This is a genomic window from Azonexus sp. IMCC34839 (assembly GCF_047047955.1).
In the GTDB taxonomy this organism is placed as follows: domain Bacteria; phylum Pseudomonadota; class Gammaproteobacteria; order Burkholderiales; family Rhodocyclaceae; genus Azonexus.
On sequence record NZ_CP150631.1, the window covers coordinates 409,964 to 424,809 of the forward strand.

Consider the following 14,846-nt stretch of genomic DNA (forward strand, 5'->3'; position numbering starts at 1 on the left):
GAATTGGAAGCCGGTTCTAATTAGAATTGGACGCATCAAGAAAGAAATTTCTTGTAGCGCCGCCAGGCGATAAATCTGGTTTTCGACTTCGGTTCCCCAAAGGGCCAAAACTGCCATTCGCGCAATGCGAATATCTGTCGATAAGGATTTATCAAAATGGCAATTCTCAAGCGTTCCAAGGCCCATATCGTTGGCCTTGTCCAAGACCTGAACAACCTGTCCGCTGGCATTACCGCAGAAAAGAACCGCGCCGAGCTGGCCGAGCAGGTTCTGACCCAAAGCGTTGCTGACGAAGTCACCGCGCGTCAACAAGCCGTCTCTTCTCTCAGCTCGCAAGCTCTGAAGAAGAGCATGAACCTGTCCGACCTACCTAACAAGGGCGCTGCACGCACCGCCCTGGAAGTGATGTCGGCTACTGAAGTCACCAGCGCCATCAACGCTGCCAAGCTGGCTCTCGGCACCAACTACACCGTTGCCGACAACGCAGCTCGTGACGCGCTTACTGGCCTTGATTCGGCCGATACCGTCACCGTGACCAACGGCGGTAACTGGGTCAAGTACGGCATCGAGTCCGTCACTAATGGTGTCGCCACCTTCTTCGTGATGTCGAGCAAGGCCGAGTACGAAAATGCTCAGTCTGCTGCTGCCATCAAGGCCGCTTACGAGTCGAACGACGACACGAACGCCTTTACCGATGCCGAGAAGTCGAAGGTTGGCTTCATCTCCGTCACAAAGGCCCGCGATCTGGACAAGGCCATTCAGTCCGACGAGCTGAATACCAGCCCGACGCTGACCGGCGCTTCGGATACCGATGTCGCTTCCTCGAAGGCCGTCAAGGAATTCGTTGAAGCCAAGGTGCGCATCGGCGGCGCCGTGTTCGCCAGCGAGTCCATCGTTGTGGCTAACGACAAGATCGTGCTGTCCGCTGCTCCGAAGGATGGCGTGATCTTCAACTTCGGCCTGGGCCTGTACGTTGATGTCGCCACCAACGAGGCAAGCTACGTCCAGCTGGTCAATGATGCGACCGACGTTTCCGGCAAGACCTTCACCGTCAGCGGCGATGCCGCCGGTGACTTTAACGGAAAGTCGCTGCTCGTTCAGTACCCGTACGTCGGCTAATCGCTGCGTCACATCGAGGCGGGCTAGAGTCCGGCCCGCCTTTTTAACACCCATGTTTTAGCCGCATAGGTGACAGCAATGAATATCAGATTTGTATTCGGAATCCTCCCGGCCTTCATTCGTTACGGCGACGACATGAAAGACTGGGTTGGGGGCGAGGCAAAGCGTTGTTTCATCACCATTCGCCCAAAGTATCTTGCACTCAAAGACGAAGGCATTCACCAGCACGAGCTTGAGCATGTAAAGCAGTGGTATCTTCTGATGCTGTCCTTTGTTCTGCTGTCGATTGCTGCACTGGCAATGCCGTTTGGTGATGTTCTGGATCGCATGCTGCTGGCGGTAATGCTGATCTGCATCGGCGTTGTGGCTCACGAATTCCTTTACAACAGCGTCCGTGCCTACAGGCTTCGCTGCGAGGTCGATGCCTATCACCTACAACTGGCGACCTATCAAGACGGCAGCGATGCCATGTGGGCGGCGCGTGCGCTCTCAGAAAAGTACGACCTGAACATCACCGTTTCCGAGGCAATGGAGCTTCTGTGCGTTGGCGCAGATGGCCAGTACGGATCCGTGTAGAACTTACATCACAAGAGGATTAGAAATGCCCGAACCAACCAGCAGCGGAGTGCTAGCAGCAACGTCGGCTGGGCTGACTGTGCTAGGGGTGGTTACTGGGCTTCATCCCCCCATTCTTTTGGCTGGCTTGGCAGGAGGCTGGTGGGCTCAGACCTACGAAGCGCCGATGCCAATTCTCAAGCGAACTGCGGTCGCAGTCATGTCATCGATCATCGCCGGATACCTTACGCCCGCAGTCTCTGCGGGGGTCGCTTCGTCAGGTCTTATTCCGAAATCCGTAACCATTGATCTGCTTCAGTTGCCGGTCGCGCTTATTGTCGGTCTGCTTGCTTACCGATGGCTTGGTCCGACGATTCTGCGAGTGGCCAAGAGAAAAGCGGAGGCTGTCGAAAAATGAGCGCTATCGCAATCAATATGTTCGTCGTCATCGCGGCGATCATCATCATCTATCGAACTGAACCGGTGCTGAACAGAATGAGCCGGTGCACGCCGTTCATGGTCAGAGCGGCCTTCTATCTGCTATCGATCGGTGCGGCCTGCCAGATTGTCTCTGTGGTCACAGGAGAATCGACAAGCATCTCATCCGCAATAATGACTGGAGGCGTTGCGGCGCTTCTCGTGTGCGAGAGACGCCTGCGCGTTCTTTGCCCAGCCCAGAGAAAGGGGAGGGCGTGATGAGCACGATCCAAAATGAGCCAGACTGGCTCACCGAGGCGCGCCGGCATCTGGACGTGGCCGAAGTACCCGGGCCGAAGCACAGCCCCGTCATCCAGTCCTGGCTGCACAAGCTTCGGGCGTGGTGGAACGACGACGAGACGCCCTGGTGCGGCGTCTTCGTGGCGGCCTGCATGGACACGGTCGGCATCCCGCTCCCGAAGTACTGGATGCGCGCCAAGGCGTGGGCCGAATGGGGATTGCGCCTGTCCGCCCCGGTCCCAGGCTGCATTGTCGTCTTCGAGCGGCAGGGCGGCGGCCACGTCGGCTTTGTCGTCGGCCGCACCGCCAAGGGCCACCTGATGGTGCTGGGCGGGAATCAGGGCAACCGGGTGAGCATCGCGCCCTTCGACCGGACGAGGGCGGTCGCCTACGTGTGGCCGTCCGGGGTGCCGATGCCGCCCCATTCCGTGCTGGCCGTGCTCGACGCCGGCGGCGCGCAACTTTCCACCAACGAGGCTTGAGCATGAATCCATTGAATCTGATCCCGGACAAGTACCTGCTGGCTGTGAAGCTTTCCGCCATCGCTCTGGCCATGGCGCTGGCCGCTGTGTGGTGGAACAGCCACAATGCAGGCCAGCAGCAGATCGGGTACGACCGGGCCATGGGCGAAGTTGCCGCCGAACAAAAAAAGATCGCCGAGGCGAAGCGCCTCAAGGAAATCGAAGACCAGAACAAAGCAAATAAGGAGGCCAAACGTGCGCAAGACCAACTCAACGATCTCGAGCGCCAGCGCGATTCTGCTCGTGCTGATGCTGACCGGATGCGGCAGCAGTACCGTCAAGCTGGAGAGCGCGGACGAGAGGCTATTTCCTGCGCTTCCGGAGCAGGCAAGGTCGAGCCAGGTTCCGATCCCGTCGGAGTGCTCACCGAGCTGCTTATCCGCGCTGACGCAAGAGCGGAAGAGGTCGCAGGATACGCTGACAGACTTCGGGTTGCTGGAATCGCCTGTGAGCGGACCTACGATGCGATAGCCTCAAGCAACCCGGATTAAATAGATTCAGTTAAGCCGCTTCAGTTGAGACGGAGTTCGCTTCAGGCTCTCCGTGGTGTCCTTTGAGAACCCCGCCGATTGTGTACACAAGCCCCATCGCACCCGCCAGCACTCCAGCATGGTGATCAACGTGCTGTGCCAAATCAGGATTAACGCCAGCAAGAATCAATGCGATGAAGCTAGGAATAGTGAATCCAGAAGCAACGTCATGGGCAAAGTAGTGAGCCTGGAAGCACGGCCTATGCCCCTTGAATCCACGGATTGTTGCCCTTAGAAGCGGGAGAACTACCCCAAAAATCAGGGCAGAAGGGTGCATCCATGAAATAAAAATGCCGGCCCAGTCGGCCGGCACGGATACGTCAGCAGGCGTCATGCTAGATGGAAAATTTTCGCAGCAGCAGCAGACACGACCGCACCAGCAGCCATGGCGATAGACTCAAAACTTTGAGTTGGGCTTGCAGAAACGAAAAGCATCGCTGTGTTGTACAGCGCAACACCACCAATACCACCGGCAATTGCGAGTCGTGCATAGGCTAATAGGTGTTCAGCTTTTTCGATCTTTGAGCTTGTCATTGGGTTCTCCGCTATGTTCTTCAGGGAAAATTCCTCTGAGAACGATTATTACAGACCAATTCGCATTAAATCAACCGCCTTACTTGACATGTACAAAAGTAAAGCGGCGCGCATCATCTTCCAGAATATGACAATTTGTCAATTGTCCATAAGGCACGGTCTAAATAAAAAAAGCCGCAACTGGAAGTCCAGTGCGGCTCAAGGAGAATTACTGCACGACAATTTTAACCCGGATTCTGGCGGAAGAGGTTGGGTTCGAACCATTGCCAGCGCCGGTTTTCAAGACCGGTACATTCAACCGCTCTGCCACTCTTCCACTGGTGCCCCCGCTCGGAATCGAACCAAGTCCTGATGATTACAAATCAACTGCACGACCTTCATGCTACGGGGGCGAATTACCTGGAGCGGGTGAAGGGAATCGAACCCTCGTCTTAAGCTTGGAAGGCTTCAGCTCTACCATTGAGCTACACCCGCGACACTGTTGAATTATACAGTCAAGGATTCTGCGTTTTAGCTAGATTTCACTCGCCAACGGGCTATTAGGCGAGTTCGAAACTAAGCATTTCGGATGTTAAAATTGCCCGAAAATTTTCCTAAGATTCGCCAAATTGGGCGCGCCAATGCTAGGGGGCAGGGCTTTTAATGTTAGGAAGAAAATCTCGTAATTGTATGATTAATTGCGACTAAGCCTGTGATTGTGATTCCAGGTGTCACCGGTTCGATCCCGGTATGTCGCCCCAAGATTCAACCCCCGTCCGCCGCAAGGTGGTCGGGGGTTTTCACTTTGGAGTCCCGCTATGTCTCCCAAAATGCACGAAGTGTTCGATAGTCTGGAACCGGCTGCTGTCTGGCGCCACTTTTCCACACTCTGTTCCATTCCCCGTCAGTCCAAGCAGGAAGAGCAGTTGCGCGATCATCTGCTGACCTGGGCCGAATCCTTGGGGCTCCGTGCTGCGGTGGACCAGGCCGGGAACCTGATTATCCGCAAGCCGGCGTCGCCCGGTAAGGAGAGCGTTCCTGCCGTGGTGTTGCAGGCGCATCTCGACATGGTGTGCCAGAAGAATGCCGATAGCGCCCACGACTTTGCTCGCGATCCCATCGTTCCGGTCGAGCGCGACGGATGGCTGGTGGCTGAGGGCACGACGCTGGGTGCCGACAACGGAATTGGGGCGGCACTGATTCTTGCCGTGTTGGAAGATTCAACGCTTAGCCATGGTCCCATCGAAGCGCTGTTTACCGTCGACGAAGAGGCCGGCATGGGCGGGGCGCGCGGTCTGGCGGGCGATAGCTTGCAAGGGCGCTTGATGCTCAATCTGGATACCGAGGATTGGGGCGAGTTCTATCTCGGTTGTGCCGGCGGTTTGGACGTCAATGTCGAACGTGGCGCTAGAGGTGAGCCCTTGCCGGCCGGTTGGCAGGTGTTTTCGTTGCAATTGCGCGGTTTACGCGGCGGACACTCCGGGGTGGATATCCATGATGAGCGGGGCAACGCCATCAAGTTGCTGGTGCGCGTGTTGCGCTCGCTAGAAAAACGCTTTGCCATCCGGCTCGCCTCGCTGAAGGGCGGTACGGCGCGCAATGCGCTGCCGCGCGAGGCCTTTGCCAGTTTTGCGGTGGCCCCGGCTCACGAAGAGCAAATCCGCGCCATGCTGAGCGAACTGCAAGAGGAACTGCGCGGCGAATTGCTGGGTATCGATGAGGGTTTGCAGCTCGAACTCGGAATCTCAAGCACGGGACAGGTGCTGGCGCAGCTTGAGCAGAGCTTGTGGCTGGCGGCGCTGCACGCGGCACCGCATGGTGTCTATCGGATGAGCCGCCGCGTACCGGGTGTGGTCGAAACCTCGAATAATCTTGGCATCGTTGATCTGGCGCCGAATGGCGGTTCGTGCAATTTCATGGTGCGTTCTTTGCGCGATAGCGGTGCGCAGGCGCTGGCCGATGAGATCGGCAGCCTGTTCGAGTTGGCCGCTTGCTCGGTGGAAATGAGCGGGCATTATCCCGGTTGGGCGCCGAATCCGGCGTCACCGCTGCTGGCTTTGAGCCAGCGGGTGTTCACGCGTGAGTTCGGTGGTGAATCTTCGGTCAAGGTGATTCATGCCGGCTTGGAGTGCGGCATCATCGGCGCCAAATATCCGGGGATGGATACGGTGTCTTTCGGTCCCAATATTCGCGGCGCGCATGCGCCGGGCGAACGTGTCGAAGTGGCCTCGGTGGGCAAATGCTGGAAATTGCTGACGGCGATTCTGGCGGAGATACACTGAGGACCTGTTTATCGGGAGTGTTGCCATGAAGCGAATTGCATTGATCCTGTGTGTCCTCATGCCACTGGCCGGTTGCGGGGTGGAAACAGCCGGTACGGCGGCGACGGCCGCCGCAGCGAAGAAGCAGGAACTGGAGGCTGGCAAGCAAACCATGCAGCAGTTCCAGCAAAAACTCGATCAGGCCAATGCCCTTGGCCAGCAACGCGCCGAGCAGGCCACCGACAAGTAAACGCTAGCGGCCGCGAATGGCTTCGCGGCGTGCCAGGCCGAGTTTGCTGGAACGTTCCATCTTGGTCACGAAGGCGGGGAAGTCGAGGCCGAAGCGGGCGCGCAATTCCTTGGCGTAGTTGTGCAGCCAGCGCCAGCGTGGGTCGAAATTACGCTCCTTGAAAGCATAGAGCATGTGGTTGCCGTCTTCCGGCACCGAGATGACGATGACTTGGTCGTCGAAGGCTTGCATGGCTTCGCCGATCAAACCGGCGTAGCTTTCTTTTTCACCAGCCAGGTTGATGACCAGAACGCCGTTGCCGGCCAGTTTGGCGTAGGCGTTATCGAAGAATTCCTGGTTGGCCAGGCTGGGCGCGAAACCGGTCTTGTCGAAGGCATCGACCAGCAGCACGTCGATGCCTTTGTCGGCGTTGGCCAGATACTCTGCACCATCGCCTTCGACGATGCTCAGCCGATCGTCGTCCGGCGGTACCAGGAAAGCATCGCGGAAGGCGATCACGTTGGGATCGAGTTCGACGGCGGTGATTTGCGTAGAGGGCAGACGGCGATGGCAGAACTTGACCAATGAGCCGCCACCCAAACCGATCAGCAGCAGGCGCTTGGGGCGGGGCTGAAAGAGCAGGAAGGCCATCATCTTCTGCGTGTAGCGCAGCGCCAGGTCGTGCGGTGTCTTGAGCGACATTTCGCTCTGCATCAGTCGCACATTGAAATACAGAAAACGTGACTTGCCGTCGTCGATAACGAACGGCTTGGGGTAGCTCTCGTCGAGCAACTGGGCGCGCAATTCGCCGGCGCGCGCCCAAGCCGGTTCGAGCATGAGGACCGTGCCGGTCTCAACCTCGAACGGGCTGGGTAGTTCGTAAAGCTTGGTCAAACGGTGTGTTAATCCGGCAGGTCCGAAGCGTGCAGCATGAACACGTATTCGTCGCCGGCTGCCGTATCGAGCCAGGTGAAGGGCAGGGTCGGGTAGGCGGCTTCGAGTTCGTCGCGGTTGTGGCCGATCTCGACGACCAGGATGCCGTTCTCCGTCAGGTGTTTCTTGGCTTCACGCAGGATGATGCGCGTGAAGTCAAGACCATCTTCACCGGAGCCCAGCGCCATTTCCGGTTCGTGCAGGTATTCCGGCGGCAAGGCAGCCACGGATTCGGCATTGACGTAAGGCGGGTTGGAGATGATCAGGTCGAAGCGGCGACCTTGCAGGTTGGTGAAGGCATCCGACTGGATCAGTTCGACGCGGTCGTGCAGGTGGTAATCGGCGACGTTGCGCTCCGCCACGGAAATTGCGTCTTTTGACAGGTCCACCGCAGCAACGTGGGCGTTAGGGAAGGCGAGCGCGGTCAGGATGGCCAGGCAGCCGGAACCGGTGCACAGATCAAGGGCGTTCTCGACCGACCATGGATCGTCGATCCACGGTGTGAGCTGTTCTTCAAGTAGTTCGGCGATGAAGGAGCGCGGCACGATGACGCGCTCGTCGACGTAGAAGCGATGCTCGCCGAGCCAGGCTTCATGGGTCAGGTAGGCTGCGGGCAGGCGATCCTCGCAGCGGCGGCGATAGATGTCCTGCAGCGCGGCACGTTCGCCGGGCAGCAGGCGGGCGTCGAGGAAGGGCTCCAGACGGTCGAGCGGCAGGTGCAGGGTATGCAGCGTCAGATAGACCGCTTCGTCCCAGGCATTGTCGGAACCGTGGCCGAAGAACAGGCCGGCGGCGTTGAAACGGCTGACGGCGTAGCGGATGTGGTCGCGAACGGTGAGCAGTTCGCTGGCGGCGGTCATGTCGGTCATGCGGTCATCAATTGTTCGAGGATGCGGCGGTAGATGGCCGACAGTTTGGGCAGGGCGTCGACAGCGACGCATTCATCGATCTTGTGGCTGGTCGCGTTCGACGGGCCGATTTCGAGTAGTTGCTCGCAAATCTCGGCGATGAAGCGGCCGTCCGAAGTGCCGCCGGTGGTCGAGAGTTCGGTATCGATGCCGCACACCTCGCGGATGGCGGTAGTCGCCGCATCCGCCAGCGGGCCGCGCCCGGTCAGGAAGGGGCGGGCGCCCAGCGTCCATTTGATCTCATAGTCCAGCTTGTGCTTTTCAAGAATGGCGCACAGGCGCTGTTGCAGACCTTCCGGCGTGCTCGCCGTGGAGAAACGGAAATTGAACTTGATCTCGACGCTACCAGGTACGACATTGGTCGCGCCGGTGCCGCCATGGATATTGGACACCTGCCAGGTGGTCGGCGGGAAGTATTCATTGCCCTTGTCCCACTCCGTCGCGGCCAGCTCGGCCAGGGCCGGGGCGGCTTCGTGGATCGGGTTGCGACCTTTTTCCGGGTAGGCGATGTGGCACTGGATGCCCTTCACCGTCAGTACGCCGGACAGCGAACCGCGCCGGCCGTTCTTGATCATGTCGCCGAGCGTGTCGACCGAAGTCGGCTCGCCGATGACGCAGAACTGCATGCCCTCGTTGCGCGCCTTCAAGGCATCGACCACGGCGATGGTGCCGTCGTTGGCATCGCCTTCTTCGTCGGAGGTGAGCAGGAAGGCGAGTGAGCCGGGGTGGTTCGGATATTCAGCCAGGAAAGCTTCGGTCGCCGTCAGCATGGCAGCCAGCGACGATTTCATGTCGGCGGCGCCGCGCCCGTAGAGCATGCCGTCACGAATTTCCGGGGCGAAGGGCGGCGAGGTCCACTTGTCGAGCGGACCGGTCGGCACCACGTCGGTGTGGCCGGCGAAGACGAAGAGCGGGGCCGAATTGCCGCGGCGCGCCCACAGGTTGGTCACGCCGTTGCGATTGATGAATTCAATGGTGAAGCCCAGGGCTTGCAGACGTTGGGCAAAGAGGTCGCAGCAGCCGCCATCCTCGGGGGTGACGGAGGCCCGCGAGATAATTTCGCGGGCCAGTTCCAGTGTGGGGTCGGACATCAGGTGTTTTCTTCGTCGCCGTCGGACAGGCTCAGGGTGAATTCCTTGAACGAGGCGCCGCCTTCGTTGGTCGTGTCGAATTCGAGTGCGACGTCGGTTTTCTTGTCGTCCTTGCCGCCGCTCGGGGTGATTTCGGAGTTGTTGATCAGCCAGGACAGGTTGGTCGGCGAATCGGCATTGGCCAGCGCCTCGTCCAGGGTGATGACGTTCTCGCGATAGAGGCGGAACAGATCCTGTTCGAAAGTCTGCGATCCCGGGGCCAGGGTTTGTTCCATGGCTTCCTTGATCGACTGCACTTCACCGCGCTCGATCAGTTCGCTGATGTGGCGGGTATTGAGCAGGATTTCGCAGGTCGGTGCCCGCTTGCCGTCCGGCTTCTTGACCAGGCGCTGCGAGATGACCGCGCGCAAGGCGACCGACAGGTCGAGGAAGAGGGCGGGCCGGTTCTCCAGCGGGAAGAAGCTGATGATCCGGTTCATCGCGTGGTAACTGTTGTTGGCGTGCAGCGTGGCGAGACAGAGGTGGCCGGTCTGGGCATAGGCGATGGCCGCCTGCATGGTTTCCTTGTCGCGGATTTCGCCGATCAGGATGCAGTCCGGTGCCTGGCGCATGGCGTTTTTCAGCGCTGCCTGCCAGTCCTTGGTGTCCATGCCGATTTCGCGCTGATTGACGATCGATTTCTTGTGCTTGAACAGGAATTCGATCGGGTCCTCAACGGTCAGGATATGGCCGGAACGGTTGGCGTTGCGGTGATCCAGCATCGACGCGATGGTCGTCGACTTGCCGGATCCGGTGGCTCCGACCACCAGGATCAGGCCGCGCTTTTCCATGATCAGGTCGCCCAGCACGCTGGGCAGGCCCAGCGTGTCCAGCCCCGGAATGTTGCCGAGGATGAAACGGACGACGATGCTGATCGAGCCGCGCTGACGGAAGATATTGACGCGGAAGTTGCCTACGTTAGGTACGCCGAAGGAGAGGTTCATCTCCATCGTCTCTTCGAAGGTCTTGGCCTGTTCCGGCGACATCAGTTCGAAGGCGATCTTGTCGATCATGTCCGGCAGCATGATCTGCTGGTTGACCGGGATCGTGTTGCCCTGGATCTTGATGTGGATCGGCGCACCTGCGGAAATGAAGATATCCGAGGCTTGCTTCTCCGCCATCAGTTGGAACAGTTTGTCGAGGATCATCGCAAGACCTCCGTCGGTGGCGTGGGTTTAGGCGCGCAGCAGTTCGTTGATGCTGGTCTTGGAGCGCGTCTGGGCGTCGACCTTCTTGACGATGATCGCGGCGTACAGGCTGTACTTGCCGCCATCCTTCGGCAGCGAGCCGGAGATCACGACGGAGCCCGGCGGGATCTTGCCGTAGGTGATTTCGCCGGTTTCGCGGTCGTAGATCGGGGTGCTCTGGCCGATGTAAACGCCCATCGAGATGACTGAGTTTTCGCCGACGATCACGCCTTCGACGACTTCGGAGCGAGCGCCGATGAAGCAGTTGTCTTCGATGATGACCGGGCCGGCCTGGATCGGCTCGAGCACGCCGCCGATGCCGACGCCGCCGGACAGGTGAACGTTCTTGCCGATCTGGGCGCAGGAACCGACGGTGGCCCAGGTGTCGACCATGGTGCCTTCATCGACGTAGGCGCCGATGTTGACATAGGAGGGCATCAGCACGGCATTCTTGGCGATGAAGGAACCCTTGCGCGCGAAGGCGCCCGGCACGACGCGGAAGCCGCCGGCCTTGAACTGCTCTTCGGTCCAGCCCTGGAACTTGGTGTCGACCTTGTCGTAGAAATTGATGTCGCCAGCCTTCTGGATGCGGTTGTCGCGGGTACGGAAGGAAAGCAGGACGGCCTTCTTGGCCCACTGATTGACGATCCACTCACCATTGACCTTCTCGGCGATGCGCAGTTTGCCGGCATCCAGGTCGGCGATGACGGATTCGATGATCTTGATCGCTTCGGTGGACTGGGTATTCAGTTCGGTGCGCTTTTCCCAGAGTTCGTCGATGGTGGCTTGCAACGGATGGGTCATGTGAGTTCTCTCTTGGTTACAGTTGTTGTGCGAATTGACGGATACGCTGGGTGGCTTCGAGGCATTCCTCAAGGCCGGCGACCAGTGCGATACGGATGAAATTGGTGCCCGGATTCACGCCTTGCGACTCGCGGGCGAGGAAGCTGCCGGGCAGAACGACGACATTATAGTGTTCGAGCAGGCCGCGGGCGAACTCGGTGTCGGCGATGGGGGTTTTCGCCCACAGGTAGAAGCTGGCGTCCGGCATGCCGGTGCCGAGCACTTCGGCAATCAACGGCGTGCAGGCGGCGAATTTCTCGCGGTACTGGTTGCGGTTGTCGAGCACATGCGCTTCGTCGTTCCAGGCGGCGACCGAGGCGGTTTGCACCGGTGGGGCCATGGCGCAGCCGTGATAGGTGCGGTAGAGCAGGAACTGTTTGAGAATCTTGGCATCGCCGGCGACGAAACCGGAGCGCATGCCCGGCACGTTGGAGCGCTTGGACAGGCTGGAGAACATGACCAGGCGTTCGTTTGTGCGGCCAAGCAGTTTGGCCGCCTGCAGGCCGCCGATCGGCGGGTTGGCTTCGTCGAAATAAATTTCGGAATAGCACTCGTCGGAGGCGATGATGAAGCCGTATTTGTCGGACAGGGCGAACAGCGTCTTCCAGTCGTCGAGCGACAGCACCTTGCCGGTCGGGTTGCCTGGCGAGCAGACGTAGAACAGCTGCACGCGCGACCATTCTTCATCTGTCAATTGTCCGTAATCGAAGGCGAAATCGTTTTCCGGCAGATTGTTCAGGAAGCGCGGCTCGGCACCGGCCAGGTAGGCTGCCCCTTCGTAGATCTGGTAGAACGGGTTCGGGCTGACGACGATGGGCACGTGGCCGCGGCTCGGATCGATCACGGTCTGGGCGAAGGAGAACAACGCTTCGCGTGAGCCGTTGACCGGCAGGATCTCGGTTTCCGGGTTCAGTTCCAGCCCGTAGCGGCGGCCGCACCAGGCGGCGATGGCCTGGCGCAAGGCCGGAATGCCCTGCGTGGTCGGGTAGTTGGCCAGGCCTTTCAGGCCGTTGGCCAGCGCATCCATAATGAACTTCGGCGTGGCGTGTTGCGGCTCGCCGATGGAGAGCTTGATCTCCTTGTATTGCGGATTCGGGGTGACGCCGGCGAACAGGGCGCGCAGCTTTTCGAACGGATAGGGTTGGAGTTTGGCGAGATGCGGGTTCACGTCGACGATCGAGTGGGTGTAAAAAGATGAATTATCGCCGAAAAGTGGAACTCTGCCTCGTGAACAAAAGCCGGATTCTTGCGTTTGCGGTGTCGCTAGCCTTGGCGGCCTGCGCTTTTGGCTACCAGGCGCGCGGTAATTTGAGCGATGTTCCGGGCGAACTGCGCGGCAAGGGCTATCCCGCCAATACCCAGGGTGGCGGGCGATTTACCTTGAGCGACCGCAGTGGTGCCCTGCAATGCGACGGCGTGGCTTATCCGCCTGACGTGGTGGGCAATTCCGGCTGCGAGGGTGAAAGCGGCAAGGGCGAGGTGAGGTGCAGCGACGGGCGTGAGTTCGCCATTCGCTGGCAAGGGCGGAGTTGTCGTTCTTGGGTGGGCGAGGGCGAGGATGCAAGGGGCAATCGCCTGACCTTCAGGGTTGAACGCCTGTCGCGCTGAAATTAGAAGTGCAGCAGCGGGTGGATTTCCTCGGCATCGTCGCGATGCTTGCGGTGCCACTCGGCACCGACTTCGGAGAAAAAGCTGAGCCCGGCATCGACGACAGCCGCATCGTAGATGGTGCCGCGGCCATTTTTCAGTTCCTGTAGCGCCTCTTCCATATGGCGGCCTGGACGATAAGGGCGGTGCGAGATGATGGCGTCGAAGACATCGGCGACGGCGATGATGCGGGCTTCCAGGCAGATTTCGTCGCCTTTCAGTCCGCGTGGATAGCCGCTGCCGTCAAGGCGCTCATGGTGCTGGCAGACCATTTCGGCGATGGGCCAGGGGAATTCGATGCCACACAGGATCTCGTGGCCGATTTCCGGGTGGCAGCGGATGATGGTGTATTCCGGTTCTGTCAGCTTGCCCGGTCGGTTGAGGATTTCTGCCGGGATGGAAATCTTGCCGATGTCGTGGATGGTGGCGCCGAGGTGCAAGCCGAACAATTGGTCGTCGTGGAGTTTCATGCGCCGCCCGATCTCGACGGCCAGTGCAGCCACCTGATGTTGATGGCCGGCGGTGTAGGGATCGCGTTTTTCGATGGCCAGGGCAATGGCCTCGACCATGCTGCCGAAGGCCTCGACCAGGCGGATACCTTGGTCGCGTGCCTGCTGTTCGGCGATCTTGAGTGGCGTGATATTTTCGTGCGAAACCACGACGCGGATGTGGCTGCCCGGCGGGTAAGGAGTGACGGTGAGAAGGAACCAGCGCTTCTCCCAGGGCGCGTGGCACGGGTACTCCATCTGGAATTTCGTCGAGCTGCCGTTCAGGACACTCTCGATGCCGGCGACCACCGAACCGGCGATACGCCGGTCTTCGCGGTTGGAGCAGCTGGCCTCTTCGGGAAGTTCGGCCACCTTGCGCAGCATCGCGAGGTAATTGCTGCCGATGCCGTAGCCCGGCAGGCGGCTGCCGTTGGCGTCGGAAAAACGTTTCCATGCCTCGTTGACGGCGACGATTTCACCCTCGCCATCGAGTAGGGCGACATGCGCCGTCAATGCGTCGATGACGGCAAAGGCACTGGCTGGGACCGGATTCATAACGATTGTTCTTTTGACCGGTGCTGCTGGTTTTAAATTGACTGTTCTTGCCCAGCAGAATACTACTAAAGTCGTATTGATGAAATATCTGGCAAATATTTCAGAGTTGTCTTATCTAGGTGCTGGGCTTTGGTTTTTGCCGATTTTTACCAGTGCACCGCAGCAGTGGCTTTTACCGCCCCGCTGGGACTTTCAGTAGCCGACGTGTTGGGGATTGGCGGCCCACTGCCGCATCGGCTCCAGCGCCCCGGGGAGGGGGCGGTGCTCCATGACGATGCTGCGTGCCGAAAAATGCCGATTCAATTCGCTATACAGCTCATCGTCGCAAAAACCGATGGCAGCGGCTTCGGCCCGGCTGTTGGCGAAAACGATGCGCTCGATGCGTGCCCAGTAGGCGGCCGACAGGCACATCGGGCAGGGTTCGCTCGAGGCATAGAGGGTGCAGCCGTGTAGATGGAAGTGTTCGAGCGCCGCGCAGGCCATGCGGATGGCGCCGATTTCGGCGTGCGCCGTCGGGTCCTTGCTGACAATGACGCGGTTCCAGCCTTCGCCGACGATCTCGCCCTGATGCACGATGACGGCGCCGAAGGGGCCGCCTTCGCCGAGCGTGCTGCCGCGGGCGGCGAGTTCGATGGCGCGGGCGAGGAAACGATCGTCATCAGACATCTTGAGAGACTCCAAAACGGGGGCATAAAGGCGCCGGGTTCAGG

Annotated in this window: 19 protein-coding genes and 3 tRNA genes; 9 read left to right on the forward strand and 13 right to left on the reverse strand. The window is 59.6% G+C overall.

The genetic code is table 11. The features are described 5' to 3' along the window. The first annotated feature begins 156 nt into the window (after positions 1-156). The 6 genes from WIF35_RS02125 (at position 157) to WIF35_RS02150 (ending at position 3,403) form a co-directional block, all read left to right on the forward strand. Entirely contained in the window at positions 157-1,119 is a 963-nt protein-coding gene (locus WIF35_RS02125) for a hypothetical protein (RefSeq protein ID WP_412479923.1), read from the forward strand. Between the two features lie 78 nt (positions 1,120-1,197). Further along, positions 1,198-1,695 carry a hypothetical protein gene (locus WIF35_RS02130; protein ID WP_412479924.1) on the forward strand — a complete coding sequence of 166 codons (498 nt, stop codon included), beginning with the start codon at positions 1,198-1,200 and terminating at the stop codon, positions 1,693-1,695. Between the two features lie 25 nt (positions 1,696-1,720). Further along, complete coding sequence (locus WIF35_RS02135) at positions 1,721-2,092, forward strand: hypothetical protein (RefSeq protein ID WP_412479925.1); 372 nt, start codon at positions 1,721-1,723, stop codon at positions 2,090-2,092. Then, the gene (locus WIF35_RS02140) at positions 2,089-2,370 is read left to right on the forward strand and encodes a hypothetical protein (protein WP_412479926.1); all 282 of its coding nucleotides are present in this window, start codon (positions 2,089-2,091) and stop codon (positions 2,368-2,370) included. Before WIF35_RS02135 ends, WIF35_RS02140 begins: the two co-directional genes overlap by 4 nt. Then, positions 2,370-2,873 (forward strand): TIGR02594 family protein, encoded by a 504-nt coding sequence (locus WIF35_RS02145; RefSeq protein ID WP_412479927.1) that lies wholly within the window; start codon positions 2,370-2,372, stop codon positions 2,871-2,873. The genes WIF35_RS02140 and WIF35_RS02145 overlap by 1 nt, the downstream gene beginning before the upstream one ends. A gap of 2 nt (positions 2,874-2,875) precedes the next feature. Beyond that, positions 2,876-3,403 carry a DUF2514 family protein gene (locus WIF35_RS02150; protein WP_412479928.1) on the forward strand — a complete coding sequence of 176 codons (528 nt, stop codon included), beginning with the start codon at positions 2,876-2,878 and terminating at the stop codon, positions 3,401-3,403. 10 nt (positions 3,404-3,413) lie between these two features. Here WIF35_RS02150 and WIF35_RS02155 read toward each other — a convergent pair whose 3' ends face one another. The 5 genes from WIF35_RS02155 to WIF35_RS02175 form a co-directional block, all read right to left on the reverse strand. After that, the gene (locus WIF35_RS02155) at positions 3,414-3,776 is read right to left on the reverse strand and encodes a hypothetical protein (protein WP_412479929.1); all 363 of its coding nucleotides are present in this window, start codon (positions 3,774-3,776) and stop codon (positions 3,414-3,416) included. Next, entirely contained in the window at positions 3,773-3,976 is a 204-nt protein-coding gene (locus WIF35_RS02160; RefSeq protein WP_412479930.1) for a hypothetical protein, read from the reverse strand. Before WIF35_RS02160 ends, WIF35_RS02155 begins: the two co-directional genes overlap by 4 nt. A gap of 237 nt (positions 3,977-4,213) precedes the next feature. Next, positions 4,214-4,292, reverse strand: a tRNA-Ser gene (locus WIF35_RS02165). Between the two features lie 2 nt (positions 4,293-4,294). Next, a tRNA-Thr gene (locus WIF35_RS02170) sits at positions 4,295-4,368 on the reverse strand. Positions 4,369-4,376: 8 nt separating this feature from the next. After that, positions 4,377-4,450 (reverse strand) — tRNA-Gly (locus WIF35_RS02175). A 323-nt stretch (positions 4,451-4,773) separates the two neighbouring features. Here WIF35_RS02175 and WIF35_RS02180 point away from each other — a divergent pair. After that, the gene (locus WIF35_RS02180; RefSeq protein WP_412479931.1) at positions 4,774-6,237 is read left to right on the forward strand and encodes an aminoacyl-histidine dipeptidase; all 1,464 of its coding nucleotides are present in this window, start codon (positions 4,774-4,776) and stop codon (positions 6,235-6,237) included. Positions 6,238-6,262: 25 nt separating this feature from the next. Then, positions 6,263-6,466: a hypothetical protein gene (locus tag WIF35_RS02185; protein ID WP_412479932.1), complete on the forward strand. Its 204-nt coding sequence runs from the start codon at positions 6,263-6,265 to the stop codon at positions 6,464-6,466. Between the two features lie 3 nt (positions 6,467-6,469). On the opposite strand, the gene WIF35_RS02190 is transcribed toward WIF35_RS02185, so the two are convergent. The 6 genes from WIF35_RS02190 to dapC are packed head-to-tail and all read right to left on the reverse strand — an operon-like array spanning position 6,470 to position 12,614. Then, positions 6,470-7,339 carry a fused MFS/spermidine synthase gene (locus WIF35_RS02190; protein WP_412479933.1) on the reverse strand — a complete coding sequence of 290 codons (870 nt, stop codon included), beginning with the start codon at positions 7,337-7,339 and terminating at the stop codon, positions 6,470-6,472. 8 nt (positions 7,340-7,347) lie between these two features. Then, positions 7,348-8,247 (reverse strand): 50S ribosomal protein L3 N(5)-glutamine methyltransferase, encoded by a 900-nt coding sequence (prmB, locus tag WIF35_RS02195; protein ID WP_412479934.1) that lies wholly within the window; start codon positions 8,245-8,247, stop codon positions 7,348-7,350. Beyond that, positions 8,244-9,377, reverse strand: coding sequence for a succinyl-diaminopimelate desuccinylase (dapE, locus tag WIF35_RS02200; RefSeq protein ID WP_412479935.1), 1,134 nt, complete (start codon positions 9,375-9,377; stop codon positions 8,244-8,246). Before dapE ends, prmB begins: the two co-directional genes overlap by 4 nt. Further along, positions 9,377-10,564 (reverse strand): PilT/PilU family type 4a pilus ATPase, encoded by a 1,188-nt coding sequence (locus WIF35_RS02205; RefSeq protein WP_412479936.1) that lies wholly within the window; start codon positions 10,562-10,564, stop codon positions 9,377-9,379. The genes dapE and WIF35_RS02205 overlap by 1 nt, the downstream gene beginning before the upstream one ends. 27 nt (positions 10,565-10,591) lie before the next feature. Further along, positions 10,592-11,407, reverse strand: a complete 816-nt coding sequence (dapD, locus tag WIF35_RS02210; protein WP_412479937.1) for a 2,3,4,5-tetrahydropyridine-2,6-dicarboxylate N-succinyltransferase — start codon at positions 11,405-11,407, stop codon at positions 10,592-10,594. Between the two features lie 16 nt (positions 11,408-11,423). Then, complete coding sequence (gene dapC, locus WIF35_RS02215) at positions 11,424-12,614, reverse strand: succinyldiaminopimelate transaminase (protein WP_412479938.1); 1,191 nt, start codon at positions 12,612-12,614, stop codon at positions 11,424-11,426. A gap of 59 nt (positions 12,615-12,673) precedes the next feature. Between dapC and WIF35_RS02220 the strand changes: the two genes are divergently transcribed. Continuing rightward, entirely contained in the window at positions 12,674-13,054 is a 381-nt protein-coding gene (locus tag WIF35_RS02220) for a hypothetical protein (RefSeq protein ID WP_412479939.1), read from the forward strand. A 2-nt stretch (positions 13,055-13,056) separates the two neighbouring features. On the opposite strand, the gene WIF35_RS02225 is transcribed toward WIF35_RS02220, so the two are convergent. Then, positions 13,057-14,136 carry an HD domain-containing phosphohydrolase gene (locus tag WIF35_RS02225; RefSeq protein ID WP_412479940.1) on the reverse strand — a complete coding sequence of 360 codons (1,080 nt, stop codon included), beginning with the start codon at positions 14,134-14,136 and terminating at the stop codon, positions 13,057-13,059. Positions 14,137-14,328: 192 nt separating this feature from the next. After that, positions 14,329-14,802 carry a nucleoside deaminase gene (locus WIF35_RS02230; protein WP_412479941.1) on the reverse strand — a complete coding sequence of 158 codons (474 nt, stop codon included), beginning with the start codon at positions 14,800-14,802 and terminating at the stop codon, positions 14,329-14,331. Between the last annotated feature and the right edge of the window lie 44 nt (positions 14,803-14,846).